Source organism: Arthrobacter sp. sptzw32, from assembly GCF_059089735.1.
This window is the reverse complement of sequence record NZ_JBNHEZ010000002.1, coordinates 514,078-533,451: the sequence shown is the minus strand read 5'-3', so window position 1 is coordinate 533,451 and position 19,374 is coordinate 514,078. Positions and strand designations below refer to the sequence as shown.

The window sequence follows — 19,374 nt, the reverse complement described above, 5'->3', positions numbered from 1 at the left end:
GCCCACACCAGGCGCGGTACCGGTGGGCCGCTTTCTGCTGGCCCTCTTCCGATTCTTTGCTGGCCCTATGGAGGAGCCCCTTAAAAAGGTTGGGACCCTGCCTTACGGCAGGGTCCCAACAACTTCAGTAGAACTAGTCGATTTCCACGGCTGCTTTCTCGTGAAGCTTCCCCGTCTCATCGTGCCAGTCCGAGCTCAACGGCTTGAGCGTTGCCTCAACTGCACGGGCGTGGTGGCCACAGAACAGCAGCTCACCGCCGGAGGACTCCAGTACAACCCGGACATATGCCTGAGCTCCGCAACGATCGCACCGGTCCAGTGCGTTGAGTGTGCGGTCTGCCACTGCTGTTGTCATGTCGGCCTCCTTAGTAGATCAGTACGTCTATATAACCAGCATTCGTATCAAAACCATCGCAAGGATGGCCCAAGTTCGCTGTGCGCGTATCCTCAAGACTGCGTCAAGGGCTGCGAAGCGGAACCCAGGCACGCGGCACGTGGCGCGGTGCACACGGGGCCCAAGGTGTGGCAGTCCGCGCTGCCGGGCCGCGCCGACTACCCTAGAAAGAGCGACCCCAGCCCGCTTTTTCCCTCCCTGAAGGAGATCGTCACCAGTGGCACCAAGCTCTGATTACACTGCCCGGCACCTGTCTGTGCTGGAGGGCCTCGAAGCCGTCCGCAAGCGCCCCGGCATGTACATCGGCTCCACTGACTCCCGCGGCCTGATGCACTGCCTCTGGGAGATTATCGATAACTCTGTGGACGAGGCACTGGCCGGATTCGGCCACGACATCAAGATCATCCTGCACGCGGACAACTCGGTGGAGATCCACGACGACGGCCGCGGCATCCCCATCGACAAGGAGCCCAAGACGGGACTCACCGGCGTCGAGGTGGTCTTCACCAAGCTCCATGCCGGCGGCAAGTTCGGCGGCGGCTCCTACACCGCTTCCGGCGGCCTGCACGGGGTGGGCGCGTCCGTGGTCAACGCGCTGTCCTCCCGCCTCGACGTTGAGGTGGACCGCGGCGGTAAAACCTACAAGATGTCCTTTCGCCGGGGGGAGCCCGGGCGCTTCAAGGACAGCGGGTCGAAGTCCGATCCGGCTGCCCCGTTCACCCCGTTTGTGGACGACTCAGTGCTCGATGTCGTGGGCAAGGCTAAGCGGGGCATCACGGGAACCAGGATCCGCTACTGGGCGGACCGGCAAATTTTCACCCCTGACGCGAAGTTTTCCTACGACGAGCTTGCTTCCCGGGCCCGGCAGACATCCTTCCTGGTGCCCGGCCTGAAGCTGACGGTCCGCGATGAGCGCAAGGTCCCGGGAACCCCGGGCGAGGCCGGGCCCCATGAAGAGGTTTTCCACCACGACGGCGGCATCTCCGAGTTCGTGGAGTTCCTTGCCGCCGACCCCGCCGTCACCGACGTGTGGCGGCTGCACGGCTCCGGGAAGTTCAAGGAGACGGTTCCCGTGCTGGACGAACGGGGGCACAGCCAGCTAGCCGAGGTGGAGCGCGACTGCGAAGTGGATGTGGCGCTGCGCTGGGGGATCGGGTACGACAGCACGGTCCGCAGCTTCGTTAATATCATCTCCACGCCCAAGGGCGGAACCCACCAGTCCGGCTTTGAGCAGGCACTGGTGAAGACCTTCCGCAAGGCAGTGGAAAACAATGCCCGCAAACTCAAGGCCGGCAACGACAAAATTGAAAAAGACGACATCTTCGCCGGCCTTACGGCCGTCCTGACCGTACGCCTGGCGGAGCCGCAGTTCGAAGGCCAGACCAAAGAGATCCTGGGCACCTCAGCCGTCCGCGCCATCGTGTCCCGGGTGGTGGAGCGTGAGATCACCGCGAAGCTCACCTCTGCCAACCGGAACGACAAAGCACAGTCCGCGCTGCTCCTGGAAAAAATCGTCAGCGAGATGAAATCCCGGATCTCAGCCCGGGTGCACAAGGAAACCCAGCGGCGCAAGAACGCCCTGGAGACCTCCTCAATGCCCACGAAGCTTGCGGACTGCCGCACGGACGACGTCGAACGCTCCGAACTTTTCATCGTGGAGGGCGATTCGGCGCTGGGGACCGCCAAACTGGCGAGGTCCTCGGATTTCCAGGCCCTGCTGCCCATCCGCGGCAAGATCCTCAACGTGCAAAAGGCATCGGTGGGGGACATGCTTTCGAACGCCGAATGCGCGGCCCTCATCCAGGTGGTGGGCGCCGGATCGGGCCGCAGTTTCGATATCGCCGCCGCGCGCTACGGCAAGGTGATCCTGATGACCGACGCCGATGTGGACGGCGCGCACATCCGCACGCTGCTACTGACCCTCTTCTTCCGTTACATGCGGCCCATGATCGATGAGGGACGCGTGTTTGCCGCCGTCCCGCCGCTGCACCGGGTGGAAGTCATCAACGCCGGCCAGAAGGCCAATGAAATGATCTACACCTACTCGGAGGCCGAGCTCCACGTACTGCTGGCCCGGCTCGCCAAGGAGGGCAAGCGGTACAAGGAACCCATCCAGCGCTACAAGGGGCTGGGCGAAATGGATGCTGAACAGCTGGCCGAGACCACCATGGACCCACGCCACCGCACCCTGCGGAAGGTGGGGATCGAGAACGCAAAGCAGGCGGAGGAGATCTTTGACCTCCTGATGGGCTCGGATGTATCGCCGCGGAAGGACTTCATCATCGCCGGCGCCTCCAGCCTTGACCGGGAGCGCATCGACGCCTGACCACGGGAAGCCAGGCAGGAATACGACGGCGGCGCGTCAGCCGAGCAAACCCGGCACCACGAGCAGTGCGGTGGGCAGTGCCAGCAGGAGGACGCAGCCGGCGAGCACCAGGCTGCGGACCGGGGAGGACAGCTGGGGCTGCGGGGAGAGCAGCCGGCTGACACGCGAGGCAGTGGTGCGGGCCGAATCCGAGCCGGACGCGGACTCGATACCGGCAAGGGCCAGACTCGGGGCTCCGGACTGAAGTTCGGCGTCACGCGCAGTCCCGGCGGAGCCGCTGGCCACAATCGCGATTGCCTTGATGAGCGTGACCTTGCTCTCGGTCTTGAGTGCGACGTCATCTGCCAGCATTTCGATCAGGGAGTTGACGGACTCCTGGGCGAGCCGGGTGGTAGGCAGCCAGGGCAGTGCCTGGCGCCAGGCGGCGAAGGCCCACAGCAGCAGGTGGTGCCGCTGGCTCAGGTGCGCGTTCTCATGGATCAGGACTGCCCGGAGTTCGGCCGGTTCGAGGGCTGCCATCAGGCCGTCGGAGAGCACGGTCACCGAGCGCGCGCCGCCGGGGAGGCAATAGGCCACGGGCGAATCGTGGCTGATGACCAGCGTCCCGGCTCCCTCCGCGGACGGTGAGGCCAGGAGCGCCAGAAGCTCGCGGTGCCGCCGCCGCTGGCGCTCTATCTTGTAATAAGTCAGCAGGAGGGTGAATACCAGGTGGGCCGTCAGCAGGGCCGCGGCGGACAGTGCGAAGATGTGCCAGAAGCCCAGCGCGGTGGTGGGAGCATTAAAAAGCACCATCCCCGCAAGAGCCCGGAGGCCGGCGAGGAGATTGTCACCAATGGGCTCCAGGCCGTACACCAGCATTGCCCCGATCATGGACAGCCCGCCGGCCAGTGCAATGGCCTGCCAGAGCAGCATGGCCGTGAAAGGGCTGCGCGCGGGCCACTGCGCCCTTGACAGGAGGATAGGCACCGGCCATGCCAGGACTATCGCAAGGACCGCCAGCAGGTATGAGGCCCAGAACATGGTCCGTTAGATGTGGCCAAGCAGTTTGCGCAGAGTTTCGGCTTCACCTTCGGAAACGGATCCGATAAAACGGGCCAGCACGGCCTCGCGGTCCGGAGCTGACCCCAGAACCTCGTGCATCAGCTCAGCGGTATGCTCCTCGCGGCTGGACACTGCCTGGTAGCGGTGCGGGCGGGTGCCGCGTTCGCGTTCCACCAGGCCCTTTTTCTCCAGCCGGGACAGCACGGTAAGGACGGTGGTGACGGCAAGTTCCTTGCCTTCGTGCCCGGCTGCCCCGCCCTGGCCGGCCGAGGTCTGCGCAAGCCGGTCCCGCAAGGTGTTCGCGGTGGCTGCTTCATGGCCCGCCCAGAGCAGGTCCATCACTGCCCGTTCCAGTTCACCAAGACTAGCCATTGCATTTTTCCTTTGTTTCCCCGCACCGCAGCCGCAGAGGCAGCGCAGTGACTCATGCGTGTGTTTCACCTACAGGAACCAATTTACCCCTATTCCCCGTCACTTTCTACATTGGGTAGAACAGCCATCACCGTGGGCGCCAAAAGCGTGAGCCATCGATGAGACGGCGCGTTTTACACTCCCTGCGGCGCTGTTCTACACTTTGTAGAAGTTAGACTTTCTACAGCACGTAGAAAACCTGCATCGGCTGACAGTAGGGACCGCCTTGGACGCTTTGGACGCTCTGGAAATCGCACGGTGGCAATTCGGCATCACCACCGTCTACCACTTCATGATGGTCCCGCTGACCATCGGCCTGGGGCTGGTGGTGGCCGTAATGCAGACTGCCTGGCACCGGACAGGGAAGCCCGAGTATCTCCGGATGACCAAGTTCTGGGGCAAGCTCTTCCTGATCAACTTCATCATGGGTGTGGCCACCGGCATCGTCCAGGAGTTCCAGTTCGGAATGGCCTGGAGCGAATACAGCCGCTTCGTCGGCGATGTCTTCGGGGCTCCGCTGGCACTCGAGGCGCTCCTGGCCTTCTTTGTTGAGTCAACGTTCCTGGGCCTGTGGATCTTCGGCTGGAAGCAGTTGAAGCCGGCCGTCCACCTGGCGTGCCTCTGGATTGCCGTCATAGGCTCCGTGTTCTCCGCATATTTCATCATCGTGGCCAACAGCTGGATGCAGCACCCGGTAGGTGTTGAAATGATTGATGGCCGGCCCGTCATGACAGACGCCTGGGCGGTCTTCACCAACAACACCGCACTGGTGGCAGTTCCGCACACGCTGTTCGGCGCACTCGCCGTCGCCGGCGGTTTCCTGCTCGGCATCGCGTGGTACCACCTGTGGCGCAGGCGTCGCGACGGCGTGGACACCGTCGGTGCCGACGGCAAGGTCATCGCCGGCGAAGCCCAGGACATTCCCGGCCGGGACAAGGACGACCACAAAGTCTGGATCCGGTCCCTGCGCATCGGCGCGGTGGTAGCCATGATCTCCTTCGCCGGAACCGCCCTCACCGGTGACCTCCAGGGCAAGCTGATGTTCGAGCAGCAGCCCATGAAAATGGCGGCCGCAGAAGCAGCCTGCCACGACGGCACCGGCTTCTCGGTGTTGAGCATCGGCAACCTCGGCTCGCAGAACTGCGACGACATCGTGGCCCTGATCGAGGTGCCCGGCATCCTCTCCTACCTGGCCAAAGGCGACTTCACCACCGAAGTCCAGGGCGTCAACAGCCTCCTGCCCCAGTACAAGGAGGCCTACGGCACCCACCTGCCGGACAACCCCATCTACGGCGAACGCGCCGGCCAGGAGATCGACTACCTCCCCGTCATGGAGGTCACCTACTGGGGCTTCCGCATGATGATCGGTTTCGGCGGGATCGCCGCCCTGGCGGCCCTCGTGGCACTATGGCTGACCCGCAACGGAACCGTGCCCGAGTCCAGGTGGCTCATGCGCCTGGCCGTCTTCGGAATCCTGGCCCCGTTCGGTGCCAACGCCGCCGGCTGGATCTTCACCGAAATGGGCCGCCAGCCCTTTGTGGTGGCCCCCAACCCCGACCCCAGCGGCATCGACCAGGTGTTCATGTTCACCGCCGCTGCGGTGTCACCCGGGGTCACCGCCGGGGAGCTGCTGGCCTCACTCGTCACCCTGGCAGCCATCTACGGGGTACTGCTCGTAGTGGAAGTGAAACTGCTGGTCAAGTACATCCGGGGCGGCGTGGTGTCCGCCATGCCGGAACTGGTGCACGCCCCCGTCGATGAAAACGAGGATGCCACCCCGGGCCAGGGAGGCCAAGGCAGCGGAAAACCCGCCGAAGACGTCCTCGCCTTCGCCTATTAGTCCGCGCCCGCCAACGAAGATCAGAGGAAACGACGAATGGAACTGCTGCCAACCATCTGGTTCATCGCCATCGCGGTGCTGTGGACCGGCTACCTCTTCCTTGAGGGCTTCGACCTGGGCGTCGGGATGCTGATGAAGCTTTTCGCCCGGAACAACACCGAGCGCCGCGTCCTGCTCAACACCGTGGGACCGGTCTGGGACGGCAATGAGGTGTGGCTCCTGACCGCCGGCGGGGCAACCTTTGCCGCCTTCCCGCTCTGGTACGCTTCGCTGTTCTCCGCCCTCTACCTGCCGCTGCTGGTAGTCCTGGCAGCACTGATCTTCCGCGCTGTGGCCTTCGAGTACCGGGGCAAAGTGGACACGGATCAGTGGCGGAACCGGTGGGACTGGGCCATTGCCCTGGGGTCCTTCTTCGCAGCCTTCGGCGTGGGTGCGGCGCTTGCGCTGACCACTACCGGGCTTCCTTTGAACGCCAACGGGGACCGCGAAGGCGGGCCGCTTGCATGGTTCAGCGGTTACGCCGTGCTGGGCGGGCTGGCCGTGGTGGGGTTCTCCCTGGTGCACGCCCTCGCATTCCTGGCATTGAAGACCGACGGCGACGTGCGGCACCGCGCGCGCAAGTGGTTCGTCCGCCTTCTCCCCGCCCTGCTCCTGCCGATCGCGGGCTGGGCGCTCAGCATCCAGTTCCTCGCAGGAAAACTTTGGACCTGGGCACTGGTGCTGCTGGCTGTCGCCGCCGCGGGTGCAGCCTGGGCCGCGGCGCGCAAGGGAAGGGAGGGCAAGGCCTTTATTGCGCTTGGCGCCTTCCTGGCCCTGGGATCGGCCTCCATCTTCGGGGCGGTGTTCCCGGTGGTACTGCCGTCCACGTTGAACGAGGCCTTCGACCTCACCATTTCCAACGCCTCATCCTCTGACTACACTCTGGGCCTTATGAGTGTTGTGGCAGCGTTCGGCCTGCCCCTGGTCATCGCCTACCAGGCCTGGACCTACTGGGTGTTCCGCCGGCGGGTCAGCGCCGCGCATATTCCGGAAGCCCACAGCTTCCTGCCGGCCATCGCCGCCAGGGCCTTCACCACCAAGGGCTGAGATGCGTCCAAGTTTCCCTGCCGGCCCGGCAACCCGCTCCGCCATCTATTGGCTGGGACTCCTGGCAGCCCTCAAGGCGTTGTCGCTGGTCCTGATCGGCCAGGCTGTGGCCTCGGCGCTGGCCGGCCTCGCGGCCGGGGACACAGGCTGGGCGGAGCAGATTTCTGTCGGCATGGCCGGCGTGGTGCTGAGGTCCCTCACGGTCTGGGGGCAGGCAGTTGCAGCCCGCCGTGCTGCGCTGGGCATCAAGGAGGAACTCCGGTCCGGACTGCTCGAAAGGGCACTGCGTAACGGCGTCCGGAGCGAGGGACCGGCCGACGGCGGACTGGCGGTCCTGGCCACCCGCGGACTGGATGCCCTGGACAGCTACTACACCCAGTTCCTGCCTGCGCTGGTGAACTGTGCGGCCATCCCGCTCCTGGTGGGGGCGCGCATCCTCTTTGCAGACTGGGTCAGTGCTGTGGTCGTGGTCCTGACCGTTCCGCTGGTGCCGCTCTTTATGGTGCTGATCGGCCGGTACACGGAGGACAGTGTCCGCGAGGCACAGGCCTCCCTCGCCCGACTCTCCACGCACATGCTGGAACTCGCCAAGGGGCTGCCGGTCCTGGTGGGTCTTGGCCGCGCCACCGCCCAGCGGAAGGCACTCGAAGAAATATCTGAAGAGTACCGGGCCCGGACCATGGGCACGTTGCGGACCGCGTTCCTCTCGGCGCTGGCCCTCGAGCTCATCGCCACCATCTCCGTGGCCGTGGTGGCTGTATTCATCGGCGTCCGCCTGGTCCACGGCGACATGCCCCTGGAGGCCGGCCTGCTGGCCCTGATTCTGGCGCCGGACTGCTACCTTCCGCTGCGCGAACTGGGAACCGCCCACCACGCCAGCGATGACGGCCGGGTGGCGCTCGCCCAAACAACGGCAGTGACCGACGCGCCGGAGCCGCAGCCTCTGCCCGCTGCCAAAGCCGGCCGGCCCGGTGCCCCGATAACCGTCACCGGACTCACCGTGACCTATGACGGAAGATCCCGGCCCGCCGTCGGCCCCCTCAACTTCACCGCGCCCCAGAGCAGGATCACCGCGCTGGACGGGCCCAGCGGCGCCGGCAAAAGCACTGTGCTCGGGGTCCTGGCCGGGACCATCGGCCATGGCGCCGGCACCACCGTCAGTGGCACCCTCACCGGCCTGGACCGCAGCAGGATTGCCTGGGTTCCGCAGCATCCGGTCATGGTGGCGGAGACGGTGCTCGATGAGATCGTGCTTTACCTGGGCGGTGATTCCGGCACACGAATCACTGAGCCGCGTACCATTGAGCCGGGAACCATTGAACACCCGCGCACGGCAATGGAAGCTGCCGCCAGGGCCTGCCTGGCCCGCGCTGCAGCCGGACACCTCGCGGCAAAGCACCCCGCGGAGCTAAGCCCGGGGGAGCTGCGCCGCGTGGCCCTGGCCCGCGGTTTGGCGAGGATCGAGGCCGGGGCCACCGTCCTGCTGCTGGATGAACCAACAGCACACCTCGATGACGGGTCCGCAGCATTGGTGGAAGAGGCCATCAGGAAGCTCCGTGGACACGTCACGGTCATCCTGGTGGCCCATGAAGAACGCACCCGGGGGCTGGCGGAACACCTGGTGCCCGTGGGTGGAAACGGCCTGACACATCCGCTCCCCGGCAGCTCGCAGGTTGCCCAACCCGCGGCCGCCTTCGGTCCTGGCGCAGCCCTCTCCAGCGATCCGAAGACGGCCGCGAAAGAGCCGGAGCCGGCAGCCAGTGCACACCCTGATGAATGCGGCGGCACAAGTGGCGTCAACGGATCCGGCTCAGCTCAACTGCTCGCGGCACTTCTGGCGCCCGTGAAGGGCAAGTTCGCCGCGGCAGCGCTCGTGGGCACGCTGGCGGCCGTCTTCGCTGTCGCCCTCTCCGGGCTGTCCGGGTGGCTCATCATCCGCGCCAGCGAGCAGCCGCCCATCCTCTACCTGCTGACCGCGATCGTTGGGGTGAGGTTCTTTGGGATCGGCCGGGCAGTGCTTCGATACTGCGAGCGGCTCCTCCTTCATGACGCCGTGTTCGCGGCACTGACCCGCCTGCGCGGCAGGTTGTGGGAAGCGTTGAGCCGGCGCGCACTGCCGCTCCGCCGGCTCCTGCAGGGCGGCAACGTTCTGGGAACGGTGATCGACGACGTCGACACCGTCCGCGATCTCCTTCCGCGGGTTGTCCTGCCGCCGGTCACAGCACTCGCGGTTGCGGCCCTGGCTTTTGTGGCCACCTCGCTGCTGGTCCCGGCGGCGCTTCCTGCCGTGATCGCAGCCGGCCTCACCGGCCTCCTGCTCGCCCCGGCAGTAGCACTCTGGGGCGACCGCAAGTCCGCCGCTGCCGAGCAGTTCCTCCGGTCCGGAGTCCTGCGCCGTGTTTCGGCAGCCCTGGACGCCCGCGCCGAACTCTTTGCCAACGGGGTGTCTGCCCGCGTTATGGACGTGTTGCGGGACCAGGACCGCCAAGCCACCAAGGCCTCCCAGCGCTCTGCCTGGGCTGACGGGTTGGGCCAGGCCCTCACCACCGCAGCCTGCGGAGCTGCGGCCCTGGCAGCTGCCTTGCTGGCTGGCCCCGCCGTGCTGGCCGGCCAGCTCGCGCCGGCGACGGCGGCCGTGGTGGTCCTGCTGCTCCTTGCACTGGTGGAACCCTTCGCAGCGATGACGACGGCGGTGCGGCAGTTCCCCGCGCTGCAGGCCGTGATGCAGCGCGTCAGCGAGTCCGGGGCCCTGGATGAGAATGTCCGGGATGGTTCCGGCAGTGGACTTGGGAACGGTTTGCAGGCGGTACCTGCTCGGCTTAACGGGGTTCCCGGCGTCGAACTGGCCGGGCTTGCCGCTGCCTGGCCCGGGGGTGCCCCGGTGTTTTCCGGGCTGGACGCCGTGGCGAAGCCCGGGCAGTGGCTGGCCGTTACGGGACCCTCAGGGTCGGGGAAGTCCACGCTGCTCTCGGTCCTGCTTGGCTTCCTGCCGGTTGCGGCGGGCCGGATCGGCGTGACCGGCCGGGCGGCGTGGTGCCCTCAGGAAGCGCACCTGTTCGATTCAACCATCCGCGGGAACCTGCTGCTGGGCCGGCCTTCCTCTGACACCGGAAGCCCCGAAACAATCAGCGACGACACCATGCTGGCCGCGCTTGCGTCAGTGGGCCTGACCGGCTTACTGGAGCGGCTTCCCGCGGGCCTGGACACCCGGATTGGCCCCGGTGGCGCGTTCCTCAGCGGCGGGGAGCGTCAGCGGCTGGCAGTGGCCCGCACGCTCATGACCGGGGCCGAGGTGATCCTTTTGGACGAGCCGACGGCCCATCTGGACGCGGAATCGGCCCGGGCCATGCTGGCGGACCTGCGGCAGGGCTTGCGCAGCCGCACGGTGGTGCTGGTGACACATAACCCTGCCGACATCAGGCCAGAGGATGCCCGGCTGGTGCTCGCCACCGGTTCAGGACAGCCGTCCCCGGAGCACGGGCAGGACCTGGCGGCGTCGTTTCCGGGGAATCAGCCGTCCACGTCGTGAAGGTGGTGCATCAGGTCATGGAGGAAGTACTGGGACAGTGTCAGGACGGTGAACTCGGAGCCGTTGCTGCGCAGCCCCTTGCGCCCCCATTGCTGCTCGCGGACCGCGGCGAAGGACTCCGCCGCCTGCTTGCCTTCCGCCGCCAGTTCTGCGCTGACAACCGCGGGGTCGGCGTTGGCGTAGTCCTTGTCAACGGCGGTCTGGTCCTGGTCCCAGTTGTCGAACCGGGCGTCCTCTGAATCGAGCATGAGGTTCAGGCGCTGGTCAAAAAGGCTGAAGACGTCACGGACGTGGCAGGCGTATTCCAGGGCGGACCAGGTGTGGTCGTCCGGGCGCTCGGCAGCATCAGGACGCCGGAGCACCGCACGCCAGCGGGGGAGCATGCTGTCGATACTGCCCGGGACTGTTGACGGCGTCACAGTGGAGGCGTCGAAGGAGCATTCCGGGCACGGACGGGTCAGGACCCAGGTCCAGTCCTTTTCATCAGGAACGATAGGCATGGCAGCAGTCTAAGCGGGATCAGGTCAGGCCATGGCAGGGCCCACCACTTCCACCGGCTGGGACAGCGGCACGCCGGAACCGTCACGCCGGCCGTGCTCCTGGGGGAGGGACCGTGCCACCCCGGCCGCAGAGGATGCCTTCGCCGGGCCGTGGCCGGCCCACGCCAGCAGCAGGGTGTCCTCGCCCTTCAGGAACCGGTGTGCCCGGACTCCGGCGGTCGCCCGTCCCTTCGCCGGGTACTCCGAGAACGCCGTCACCTTGGCCGTGCCCGGCGCCGTGCCGGGCAGGGCGCCGGTGGTACCGGCAATGGTCACCACCACTGCGGCCTCATCCTTGGGCTGGACAGCGCCGAAGAACAGCACGCGGTCACCGGCAGCAAGCTTGATCCCTGCCATGCCGCCTGCAGTGCGTCCCTGCGGCCGCACCACCGCAGCGCCGAACTTCAACAGCTGGGCCTGGCTGGTCAGGAACACCAGTTCGGCATCGTCTGCTCCGGCGGGGGCTACCCCTACCACGAAGTCCTTGTCCTTGAGCGCGATGACTTCCCAGTCCTCCCGGTTCAGTGGGTAGTCCGGCTGCACCCGCTTCACTACGCCCTGGGCCGTGCCAATGGCCAGCACCTCGTCCAGCGGAGCGAATGCCACCAGGGTTTCGCCCTTCAGCAGGGTGATGAAGTCCTTGGCCGGAACCCCGCCGGCGAGGTTGGGCAGGCCCGAGACGGGCGGCAGGACCGGCATGTCCATCACCTGCAGGCGGAGCATGCGCCCCTGGGAGGTGACAGCGGCGATCTCGCCCCTCGCGGAGGTCTTGACGACGGAGGTGTACACGTCATGCTTGGTCCTCGGCCCGGCCTCAGCCAGCGGTTCCCGGTTGCTGGTGCGCGCTATCTGCCCGGATGCGGTGAGGATGGCCCAACAGGGGTCGTCGGCGATTTCCAGCGCCAGCGGGGCCGCCTTGCCCTTCTTTCCGTTGGTCAGGGCGAGGTCGGCGGCGACGGTGGGGGACACGGCTTCGGATTCGAGCAGCAGGGTCCGCCGGGGCGTGCCGTGCTCTTCAGCAATGGCGCCCAGTTCGTCGGACACAAGGGTGCGCAGCCGTTCCTCGGAGCCAAGGATGGCCTCCAGCTCCGCGATTTCGCGGCGCAGCTCGTCCTGTTCCTTCTCCAGTTCAATCCGCGAGTACTTCGTCAGCTGGCGGAGCCGCAGCTCCAGGATGTAGTTCGCCTGGATTTCGGTGAGGTCGTAGATGGACATCAGCCGGGCCCGGGCGGCCGCGGCTTCATCCGACGACCGGATGATTTGGATGACCTCGTCGATGTCCACGATGGCGATGAGGAGGCCCTCCACCAGGTGCAGGCGGTCCTTTTTCTTCCCCAGCCGGAAAACGGTCCGGCGGCGCACCACGTCAATGCGGTGGTCCACGTACACGGTCAGCAGCTGCACCAGGCCCAGGGTTTGGGGCTGGCCGTCCACCAGGGTGACGTTGTTGATGCCGAAGGAGTCTTCCATCGGGGAGTAGCGGTAGAGCTGCTGGAGCACGGCGTTGGGGTTGAAGCCGTTCTTGAGTTCGATGACCAGGCGCAGGCCGTGCTTGCGGTCGGTCAGGTCGACGATGTCGCTGATGCCTGTCAGTTTCTTGGCGTTGACGGCGTCCTTGATCTTCTCGATGACCTTTTCCGGGCCCACCATGTAGGGCAGTTCAGTGACCACCAGGCCGGTCCGGCGGGCGGAAAGCTGCTCGACTTCCACCTTTGCGCGGGTCTTGAAGGACCCGCGGCCGGTGGCGTACGCATCGCGGATTCCGTCCAGTCCCACAATCCGCCCGCCGCTGGGCAGGTCCGGTCCGGGAACGAAGCGCATGATGTCGTCCAGCGTTGCGTCCGGGTTGGCGATCAGGTGCCGGGCAGCGGAAATGACCTCCACCAGGTTGTGCGGGGCCATGTTGGTGGCCATCCCGACGGCGATGCCGGTGGCGCCGTTGACCAGCAGGTTGGGGAACGCCGCCGGAAGGACCTCCGGCTGGGTCAGCTGGTTGTCGTAGTTGGGGACAAAGTCCACCACGTCTTCATCGAGATGGTTGGTGAGGGTGAGCGCAGCGGCCGCCAGGCGGGCCTCCGTGTACCGCGGTGCCGCAGGGCCGTCGTCGAGCGAGCCAAAGTTTCCGTGCCCGTCGATCAGCGGCAGCCGCAGCGAAAAGTCCTGGGCCATGCGCACCATGGCGTCGTAGATGGCGGTGTCGCCGTGCGGGTGCAGCTTGCCCATCACTTCGCCAACCACGCGCGCGCTTTTGACGTGGCCGCGGTCCGGCCGCAGGCCCATGTCGCTCATCATGTAGAGGATGCGCCGCTGCACGGGCTTGAGTCCGTCCCTGGCGTCCGGAAGTGCACGGGAGTAGATCACCGAGTACGCGTACTCCAGGAAGGAGCCTTCCATCTCGGAGGTGACATCGATATTCACGATGTTCTCCGTGAAGGGGGAGCTGTCAGCCACAGCGGGGGCGGTACTTTGGCGGCGGGCCATGGGGTTGGTAAATCCTTCTGGGTACTGTGCAATCGGTCTATTGTGCGCAAGCTGCGGTGCTGCGGGAGTTTTTGGCTAGGCTAAGCCTATGGTGGATCAGCCCGGGGACGGCGAATATCCGGAACATTGGGAAGCCGATGTCGTACTGCGCGACGGCGGGACAGCGCACCTGAGGCCCATCCACCCCTCGGATGCGGACGCTGTCCAGGCCTTCCACATCGGGCAGTCGCAGGATTCAATTTACATGCGCTTCTTCGCCTTCAAAGCCAGGCTGTCCAGCAAGGAGCTCAAGCGCTTCACCGAAGTTGACTACAAGGACCGGGTGGCCTTCGTCATCACCATCCGCGGCGAGATCGTGGGCATCGGCCGCTATGACCGGCTCGATGACCCCACCGAAGCGGAGGTGGCGTTCAACATCGCCGACTCCCACCAGGGCAGGGGGATCGGCTCCATCCTGCTGGAACACCTTGCCGCCGCAGCGCACGAAAACGGGATCCGGCGCTTCAGTGCCGAGGTGCTGCCGGAAAACCGCAAGATGCTGAAGGTTTTCTCCGAGGCCGGCTACGACGTCCGGCGGCACTTCGATGACGGCGTCGTCAGCCTCGAGTTCAACATCGACCCCACCGAGAAGTCCCGTGCGGTGATGGAGTCCCGGGAACACCGCGCCGAGGCGAGGAGCGTGCGGGACCTGCTGACGCCGTCGTCCATTGCCGTGATTGGCGCCAGCCGCAAATGGGGGACAGTGGGCTACCAGCTCCTGGAGCACATTATTGAAGGCGGCTTCCGCGGCCCCATCTACGCCATCAACCCTGAAGCGCTGGAACTGGCCGGCATGCTGTCCTTCGGCAAACTGTCCGAGGTCCCCGACCCTGTCCAGCTGGCCGTCGTCGCCGTGCCCTACGAGGAAGTCCCTGCCGTAGTGGCGGACTGTGCCGCAGCCGGCGTCAGGGGACTGGTGGTCGCCTCGGCAGGCTTCGCGGACGACGGCGAACGCGGCCTGTTGCGCCAGCGGGACCTCGTCCGCCAGGCCCGGGCGAGCGGCATGCGGGTTATCGGACCGGCGTCCCTGGGGATCGTCAACACCAATCCCGAGGTGTCGCTGAACGCTTCGATGGCGCCCACCCTGCCCCAGCGCGGCGGGCTCGGCCTGTTCAGCCAGTCCGCCGCCATCGGTGTCTCCCTGTATGCCGCCTCCAGCCGGCGGCGGCTGGGCCTGTCCACCTTCCTGTCGGCCGGGAACCGGGCCGACGTCTCGGGCAACGACATGATGCAGTACTGGGAGGACGACCCGGAGACAACCGCCGTCGGGCTCTACCTTGAATCCATCGGCAATCCGCGCAAGTTCTCCCGGCTGGCCCGCCGGCTGGCCCGCATCAAACCCGTGATCGTGGCCAAGTCCGACGCCATGGGGCTGCGGCTGCCGCCCGGGCACGCCGTCCGCACCACCCAGGCACCCTCCGGGGCGCTGGATGCAATGCTGCGCCAGTCCGGCGTTATCCGGGTGGAAACCATCGAGCAGCTGGTGGACGTCGCCCAAGTGGTCTCGGGCCAGCCGCTTCCCGCCGGCCCGGGACTTGCCATCTTCAGCAACTCCCAGGCACTGGGCAAAGTGGTGGCGGACAGCGCCACGTCCCAGGGACTCGCCGTCGAACAGCTGGTCACCGGAGTGGACCTCGACGCCGGCCAGTCAGTTGCCCTTCCCGCCCTGCGGGCCAGCCTGCTCAACACGCTGGAGTCCGACGCTGTCCACTCGGCTGTTGCGGCCCTGCTTCCGGCACGCGGGCTGACGGTGGACAGCATCGCAGAAGTCCTGGCTGAATGCTCGGCTGCTACCGGAAAGCCGGTCGTCGCTGCCTTTACCGGCATCCTTGACCCTTCCATCTCCGTTGAGGGGATGCTGGGGTCCCCGGAGCGCGGGGTGCCCAGTTTCTCCAATCCCGGTGCCGCTGTTGCCGCGCTCGCCGCCGTGGTGCGCTACTCCGAATGGGTCTCCCGCGACCAGGGTCATTTTGTGGAACCTGAAGGCTGCAATCCGGAGCTTGCCCGGGCGGAACTTGAAGCCCTGCTTCAGGATGTCAAAGGCGAACAGCTGAAAAAGCTGGATCCTGCCGCCGCGGCGTCGCTGCTGGGCCACTACGGGATTAGGGTTCTGCCGTCCGTGGGCTTTGATAACCCTGACCAGGCGGTTAAAGCTGCCGACTCCCTCGGCTGGCCGGTGGTGCTCAAGACCACCGATCCCGCCCTCCGGCACCGCCTTGACCTCGGCGGCGTGCGGCTGGACATCCAGGACGCCGAATCGCTTCGGCTGAACGTGCAGCAGATGCGGCGCGTGCTTTCGAATTACGGCAACCCGGCACTGGAGGTGCAGAGCATGGCTCCGGTCGGCCAGGCCTGCACCTTCAGGGCTATCGAGGATCCGCTGCTCGGGCCGGTTATCTCCTTCGGGCTTGCCGGAGACGCCGTGAACCTGCTGGATGACTGGTCCCACCGGGTGCCGCCACTGTCCGCTGCCGACGTCGACGACTTCATCCGGGGGCCCCGCGCAGCCCAAAAGCTGTTCGGGTACCAGGGGCTGCCCGCCGTGGATGTCGAAGCCCTTGAAGACTTGGCCGGCCGGCTCGCCTGGCTCAAGGACAACCACCCCGAGATCGCCCTGGTGGAGCTCAACCCGGTGCTGTGCGGCACCTCGGGAGCCACCACCCTTGCCGCGGACGTTCGGATCGGCAACGCCGCCAAGCGGACGGACAGCGCGCGCAGGGCCATGCTGGGCTGAGGCGGTTAGCAAGTGACCGGCCGATCTGTGAAAATGGGGGAATGAGCTCTCAGCCTCCCGCCTCGGCGCCAGAAACGCCCGGCAATGAAACCACGGCACTGCGTCACCACAGCTCACACAACCACAGCGCGCAGGGCCAGAGCCTTGATGGTGCGCTCCAGAAGGCAGGCTTCTACCCCCTTCTCGTGGCCGATGTGGTGGACGACGCCCTGGACGGCCGCGACTGTGTTGCCCACCTGGTGCACCTGGAAACCCACTTCGACCGCGCCGAGGTCCGCCGCCACATCACGGTGCTGGTCCTTACTGCAGACATGCTGGTCATCACGCACGTGGACGACCAGCAGCTGGACGAAGCCGGCGAGCAAATCGTGGCCCAGATTTCCACTGAATCCGTCCCTGTGGCGCAAATCCGGTCCGTGGTGCTCAGCTACATGTACGCACAGCCGCAGGACTACAAGCCATCGGATCCTGTCCGTGAACTAACGCTCTCCATCGCCTGGTCGGGCGGGCAACGGCTGGACATGGGTCCGGCGAGCTGCGGTGACCCGCAGTGCGAAGCTGACCACGGCTACAGCGGAACCATCGCCCAGGAGGACATCGTTCTGCGTATCAGCGCGGAGGCGGATGGCCTGCAGGCAGTCCAGGACGCCAAGCTCTTTGCCCGCGCGCTCCGGGCCGTCAACACCGGTTCCCCGGCTCCGCAGGCACATGTTCAATCTTTGCCGCCGCGGCCGCGTGCCGGGGTATTCGGGAACCGCCTCAGCCGCGGGCACCAGCCGCGCTGATGCCGGAAGACCGCCACCCGAACCATGCTGTTTCCGCCCGGCCCCGCAGCCAGGTTGTCCTGCCGTCCGCTCCCGCCTACGGGCAGCGCTCGGTCGCGGAGGTGCTCACCAGCGCCGCGGCGAGCCTGGGCGTGGAGGGGTTCTCGAACACCCTTGGCCTGCCTGCGGCATCACGTGTCTGCGTGGTGCTGGCGGACGGGCTCGGCCGAAACCTCCTGAAGCAGAAATCGGCCCACACGCCCTTCCTGCGCTCCGTTATCCAGGCAGGGCAGGGCGAGGTCCCTGTCTGGCTGGATTCCGCGTTTCCTTCCACCACCGCAGCTGCCCTGTCCAGTTTCGGCACCGGCCTGGCGCCCGGCCAGCACGGCATGGTGGGCTATGACGTGCTCGACCCGGAGCAGGACAAGGTAGTCAACCTGCTCGGGAACTGGGACGCCGGCGTTGATCCCGCACAATGGCAGCCATTTCCCACCGTGCTGGAACGCGCGGCGGAACACGTGAACGTCATCACGGTGAGCCTGCCCCAGTTCGGCGGCTCGCCCATGACGCGGGCTGCACTGCGTGGCGGCAACTTTCTCTCCGCCACAACAGCGCATGCCCGGACGGAGGCCGCGGCCGAAGCGATGTCCGGCGCCGGTCCGTCGCTTATGTACTTTTACCTCAACGAGCTGGACAAGGCGGGGCACCGCTACGGCTGCCAGTCCGAGCAATGGGAGCACCAGCTAGAAGAGCTTGACGCAACCATGAAGCGGCTCAACGCTTCCCTTCCGGCCGGCACCACCATCCTTCTCACCGCCGACCACGGAATGCTGGACGTGCCCGAACAGCGACGCATAGATTTCTCCGCCGACCCCGCGCTGGTGGACGGGGTGCGGCATACGGCCGGGGAACCCCGGATGGTCCACCTCTACCTTGAGAACGGGGCAGGGGAAGACGTCCGGGAACGGCTGCTCGCAGCATGGCGGGGACGCTTTGGTGACCAGGTGTGGGCCTTCACCCGGGAAGACGCACTGGCGGCGGGCCTCTTCGGCGCGGTCCGTCCCGCCGTCGAGGGCAGGATCGGCGACGTGATGATCGCGGCGCGGGACGCCGTCGCCCTTTACGACACGCGGCGCGTCCGCCCAACCGCTATGGAGGTGGTGGGCCAGCACGGCTCACTCACCAAGGCCGAGCGGGAGGTTCCCCTGCTCTGCTTCAGCGCCGGCGGCAGGAGCCCCCGGCGTGGCTGAACTCGTATTCTTCTCCGGCACCATGGACTGTGGAAAGTCCACCCTCGCCCTGCAGATGGACCACAACCACCGGGCCCGGGGACGCGGCGGAGTGCGCTTCAGCCGCAACGACCGGGCAGGGGAATCGCGCATCTCCAGCAGGCTTGGCCTGGAAACAGACGCGGTGGAGGTGCTGGACGGCACTGACTTCTGGGAGGAAGTCATGCGCCGGCGCACACAGGGGCAGCGGGTGGACTACCTGATTTGTGACGAAGCACAGTTCTACACCCCTGAGCAGGTGGAACAGCTGGCAAAAGTCGTGGACGAGATTGACGTGGACGTCTTCGCGTTCGGCATCACCGCCGACTTCCGTACCCGGCTGTTTCCCGGATCCCAGCGGCTCGTTGAACTTGCCGACCGGGTGCAGGTCCTCCAGGTGGAGGCGCTCTGCTGGTGCGGCCGCCGTGCCACCCACAACGCGAGAACGGTCGACGGCGTGATGGTCACCGAAGGTGCGCAGGTAGTGGTGGGCGATGTGGACATGGCGGGAGACTCCACCGCCGTTGAGATTCCCGCGGATCACGTCCCCGTGGTGGGGTACGAGACGCTCTGCCGCCGGCACTACATGCGACGCGTTACCGCGCACGGGGCCGCATTGATGGGCCAGCAGGACCCGCTGCTGCCCTTTGAAATTGATGCGTGCCTGTGGCGCGGCTCAGGCGGAACCGGAGTTACGGAGGCCTGAATTTCGGCGCCTGGCCTGATGCTCCGGGTTCGCAGCCCTCTGCCGCTTGCTGCTCCTTCGTCGCTCTGACGCGCCCGCACAAATGACTCCGGCACCGGTGCCGAACCTCATGGACCGGCTATTGGGCTGGAGTTGGAGCACCTCGCCCGAATACAGTACTGGACCGAGGGGACTACCTGAGCAGCAAAAACCCGCTTGTTAGAGCCGCTTTGTGAC

At 66.3% G+C, this 19,374-nt stretch carries 13 protein-coding genes; 8 read left to right on the top strand and 5 right to left on the bottom strand.

Going from position 1 to position 19,374, the window contains the following annotated elements:
• Positions 1–133: 133 nt before the first annotated feature.
• The gene (locus AC5RVN_RS06025; protein WP_013600696.1) at positions 134–355 is read right to left on the bottom strand and encodes a DUF7455 domain-containing protein; all 222 of its coding nucleotides are present in this window, start codon (positions 353–355) and stop codon (positions 134–136) included.
• Between the two features lie 256 nt (positions 356–611).
• Between AC5RVN_RS06025 and AC5RVN_RS06020 the strand changes: the two genes are divergently transcribed.
• On the top strand, positions 612–2,720 hold the full coding sequence (locus AC5RVN_RS06020) for a DNA gyrase/topoisomerase IV subunit B (protein WP_494039470.1): 2,109 nt from the start codon (positions 612–614) through the stop codon (positions 2,718–2,720).
• Between the two features lie 36 nt (positions 2,721–2,756).
• Here the strand turns inward: AC5RVN_RS06020 and AC5RVN_RS06015 are convergent, their stop codons facing one another.
• Positions 2,757–3,740, bottom strand: a complete 984-nt coding sequence (locus AC5RVN_RS06015) for a M56 family metallopeptidase (protein ID WP_494137358.1) — start codon at positions 3,738–3,740, stop codon at positions 2,757–2,759.
• A 6-nt stretch (positions 3,741–3,746) separates the two neighbouring features.
• Positions 3,747–4,133, bottom strand: a complete 387-nt coding sequence (locus AC5RVN_RS06010) for a BlaI/MecI/CopY family transcriptional regulator (RefSeq protein ID WP_494039472.1) — start codon at positions 4,131–4,133, stop codon at positions 3,747–3,749.
• Positions 4,134–4,407: 274 nt separating this feature from the next.
• Between AC5RVN_RS06010 and AC5RVN_RS06005 the strand changes: the two genes are divergently transcribed.
• Genes AC5RVN_RS06005 through cydD form a run of 3 tightly spaced genes read left to right on the top strand, consistent with a single transcriptional unit; the run spans position 4,408 to position 10,627 of the window.
• Positions 4,408–6,012: a cytochrome ubiquinol oxidase subunit I gene (locus AC5RVN_RS06005; RefSeq protein ID WP_494137435.1), complete on the top strand. Its 1,605-nt coding sequence runs from the start codon at positions 4,408–4,410 to the stop codon at positions 6,010–6,012.
• A 36-nt stretch (positions 6,013–6,048) separates the two neighbouring features.
• Positions 6,049–7,098: a cytochrome d ubiquinol oxidase subunit II gene (cydB, locus tag AC5RVN_RS06000; protein WP_494137357.1), complete on the top strand. Its 1,050-nt coding sequence runs from the start codon at positions 6,049–6,051 to the stop codon at positions 7,096–7,098.
• A gap of 1 nt (position 7,099) precedes the next feature.
• Positions 7,100–10,627, top strand: a complete 3,528-nt coding sequence (cydD, locus tag AC5RVN_RS05995; RefSeq protein WP_494137356.1) for a thiol reductant ABC exporter subunit CydD — start codon at positions 7,100–7,102, stop codon at positions 10,625–10,627.
• Here cydD and AC5RVN_RS05990 read toward each other — a convergent pair.
• Complete coding sequence (locus tag AC5RVN_RS05990; protein WP_494137355.1) at positions 10,609–11,127, bottom strand: DinB family protein; 519 nt, start codon at positions 11,125–11,127, stop codon at positions 10,609–10,611. The genes cydD and AC5RVN_RS05990 overlap by 19 nt on opposite strands.
• A 24-nt stretch (positions 11,128–11,151) precedes the next feature.
• Entirely contained in the window at positions 11,152–13,647 is a 2,496-nt protein-coding gene (locus tag AC5RVN_RS05985) for a DNA gyrase/topoisomerase IV subunit A (protein ID WP_494137354.1), read from the bottom strand.
• Positions 13,648–13,735: 88 nt separating this feature from the next.
• Between AC5RVN_RS05985 and AC5RVN_RS05980 the strand changes: the two genes are divergently transcribed.
• The 4 genes from AC5RVN_RS05980 to AC5RVN_RS05965 are packed head-to-tail and all read left to right on the top strand — an operon-like array spanning position 13,736 to position 19,158.
• On the top strand, positions 13,736–16,420 hold the full coding sequence (locus AC5RVN_RS05980; protein WP_494137353.1) for a bifunctional acetate--CoA ligase family protein/GNAT family N-acetyltransferase: 2,685 nt from the start codon (positions 13,736–13,738) through the stop codon (positions 16,418–16,420).
• Between the two features lie 41 nt (positions 16,421–16,461).
• Complete coding sequence (locus AC5RVN_RS05975) at positions 16,462–17,205, top strand: DUF5998 family protein (protein WP_494039478.1); 744 nt, start codon at positions 16,462–16,464, stop codon at positions 17,203–17,205.
• The gene (locus AC5RVN_RS05970) at positions 17,205–18,434 is read left to right on the top strand and encodes an alkaline phosphatase family protein (RefSeq protein ID WP_494137352.1); all 1,230 of its coding nucleotides are present in this window, start codon (positions 17,205–17,207) and stop codon (positions 18,432–18,434) included. Before AC5RVN_RS05975 ends, AC5RVN_RS05970 begins: the two co-directional genes overlap by 1 nt.
• Positions 18,427–19,158 (top strand): thymidine kinase, encoded by a 732-nt coding sequence (locus tag AC5RVN_RS05965; protein ID WP_494137351.1) that lies wholly within the window; start codon positions 18,427–18,429, stop codon positions 19,156–19,158. The genes AC5RVN_RS05970 and AC5RVN_RS05965 overlap by 8 nt, the downstream gene beginning before the upstream one ends.
• Positions 19,159–19,374: the final 216 nt, after the last annotated feature.

What these genes read in the sequence shown, in the direction of transcription:
- AC5RVN_RS05985 (WP_494137354.1), bottom strand. Translation starts at nt 13,647, where the DNA reads ATGGCCCGCCGCCAAAGTACCGCCCCCGCTGTGGCTGACAGCTCCCCC.
- AC5RVN_RS06015 (WP_494137358.1), bottom strand. Translation starts at nt 3,740, where the DNA reads ATGTTCTGGGCCTCATACCTGCTGGCGGTCCTTGCGATAGTCCTGGCA.
- cydB (WP_494137357.1), top strand. Translation starts at nt 6,049, where the DNA reads ATGGAACTGCTGCCAACCATCTGGTTCATCGCCATCGCGGTGCTGTGG.
- AC5RVN_RS05990 (WP_494137355.1), bottom strand. Translation starts at nt 11,127, where the DNA reads ATGCCTATCGTTCCTGATGAAAAGGACTGGACCTGGGTCCTGACCCGT.
- AC5RVN_RS06025 (WP_013600696.1), bottom strand. Translation starts at nt 355, where the DNA reads ATGACAACAGCAGTGGCAGACCGCACACTCAACGCACTGGACCGGTGC.
- cydD (WP_494137356.1), top strand. Translation starts at nt 7,100, where the DNA reads ATGCGTCCAAGTTTCCCTGCCGGCCCGGCAACCCGCTCCGCCATCTAT.
- AC5RVN_RS05975 (WP_494039478.1), top strand. Translation starts at nt 16,462, where the DNA reads ATGAGCTCTCAGCCTCCCGCCTCGGCGCCAGAAACGCCCGGCAATGAA.
- AC5RVN_RS05980 (WP_494137353.1), top strand. Translation starts at nt 13,736, where the DNA reads ATGGTGGATCAGCCCGGGGACGGCGAATATCCGGAACATTGGGAAGCC.
- AC5RVN_RS05970 (WP_494137352.1), top strand. Translation starts at nt 17,205, where the DNA reads ATGCCGGAAGACCGCCACCCGAACCATGCTGTTTCCGCCCGGCCCCGC.
- AC5RVN_RS06010 (WP_494039472.1), bottom strand. Translation starts at nt 4,133, where the DNA reads ATGGCTAGTCTTGGTGAACTGGAACGGGCAGTGATGGACCTGCTCTGG.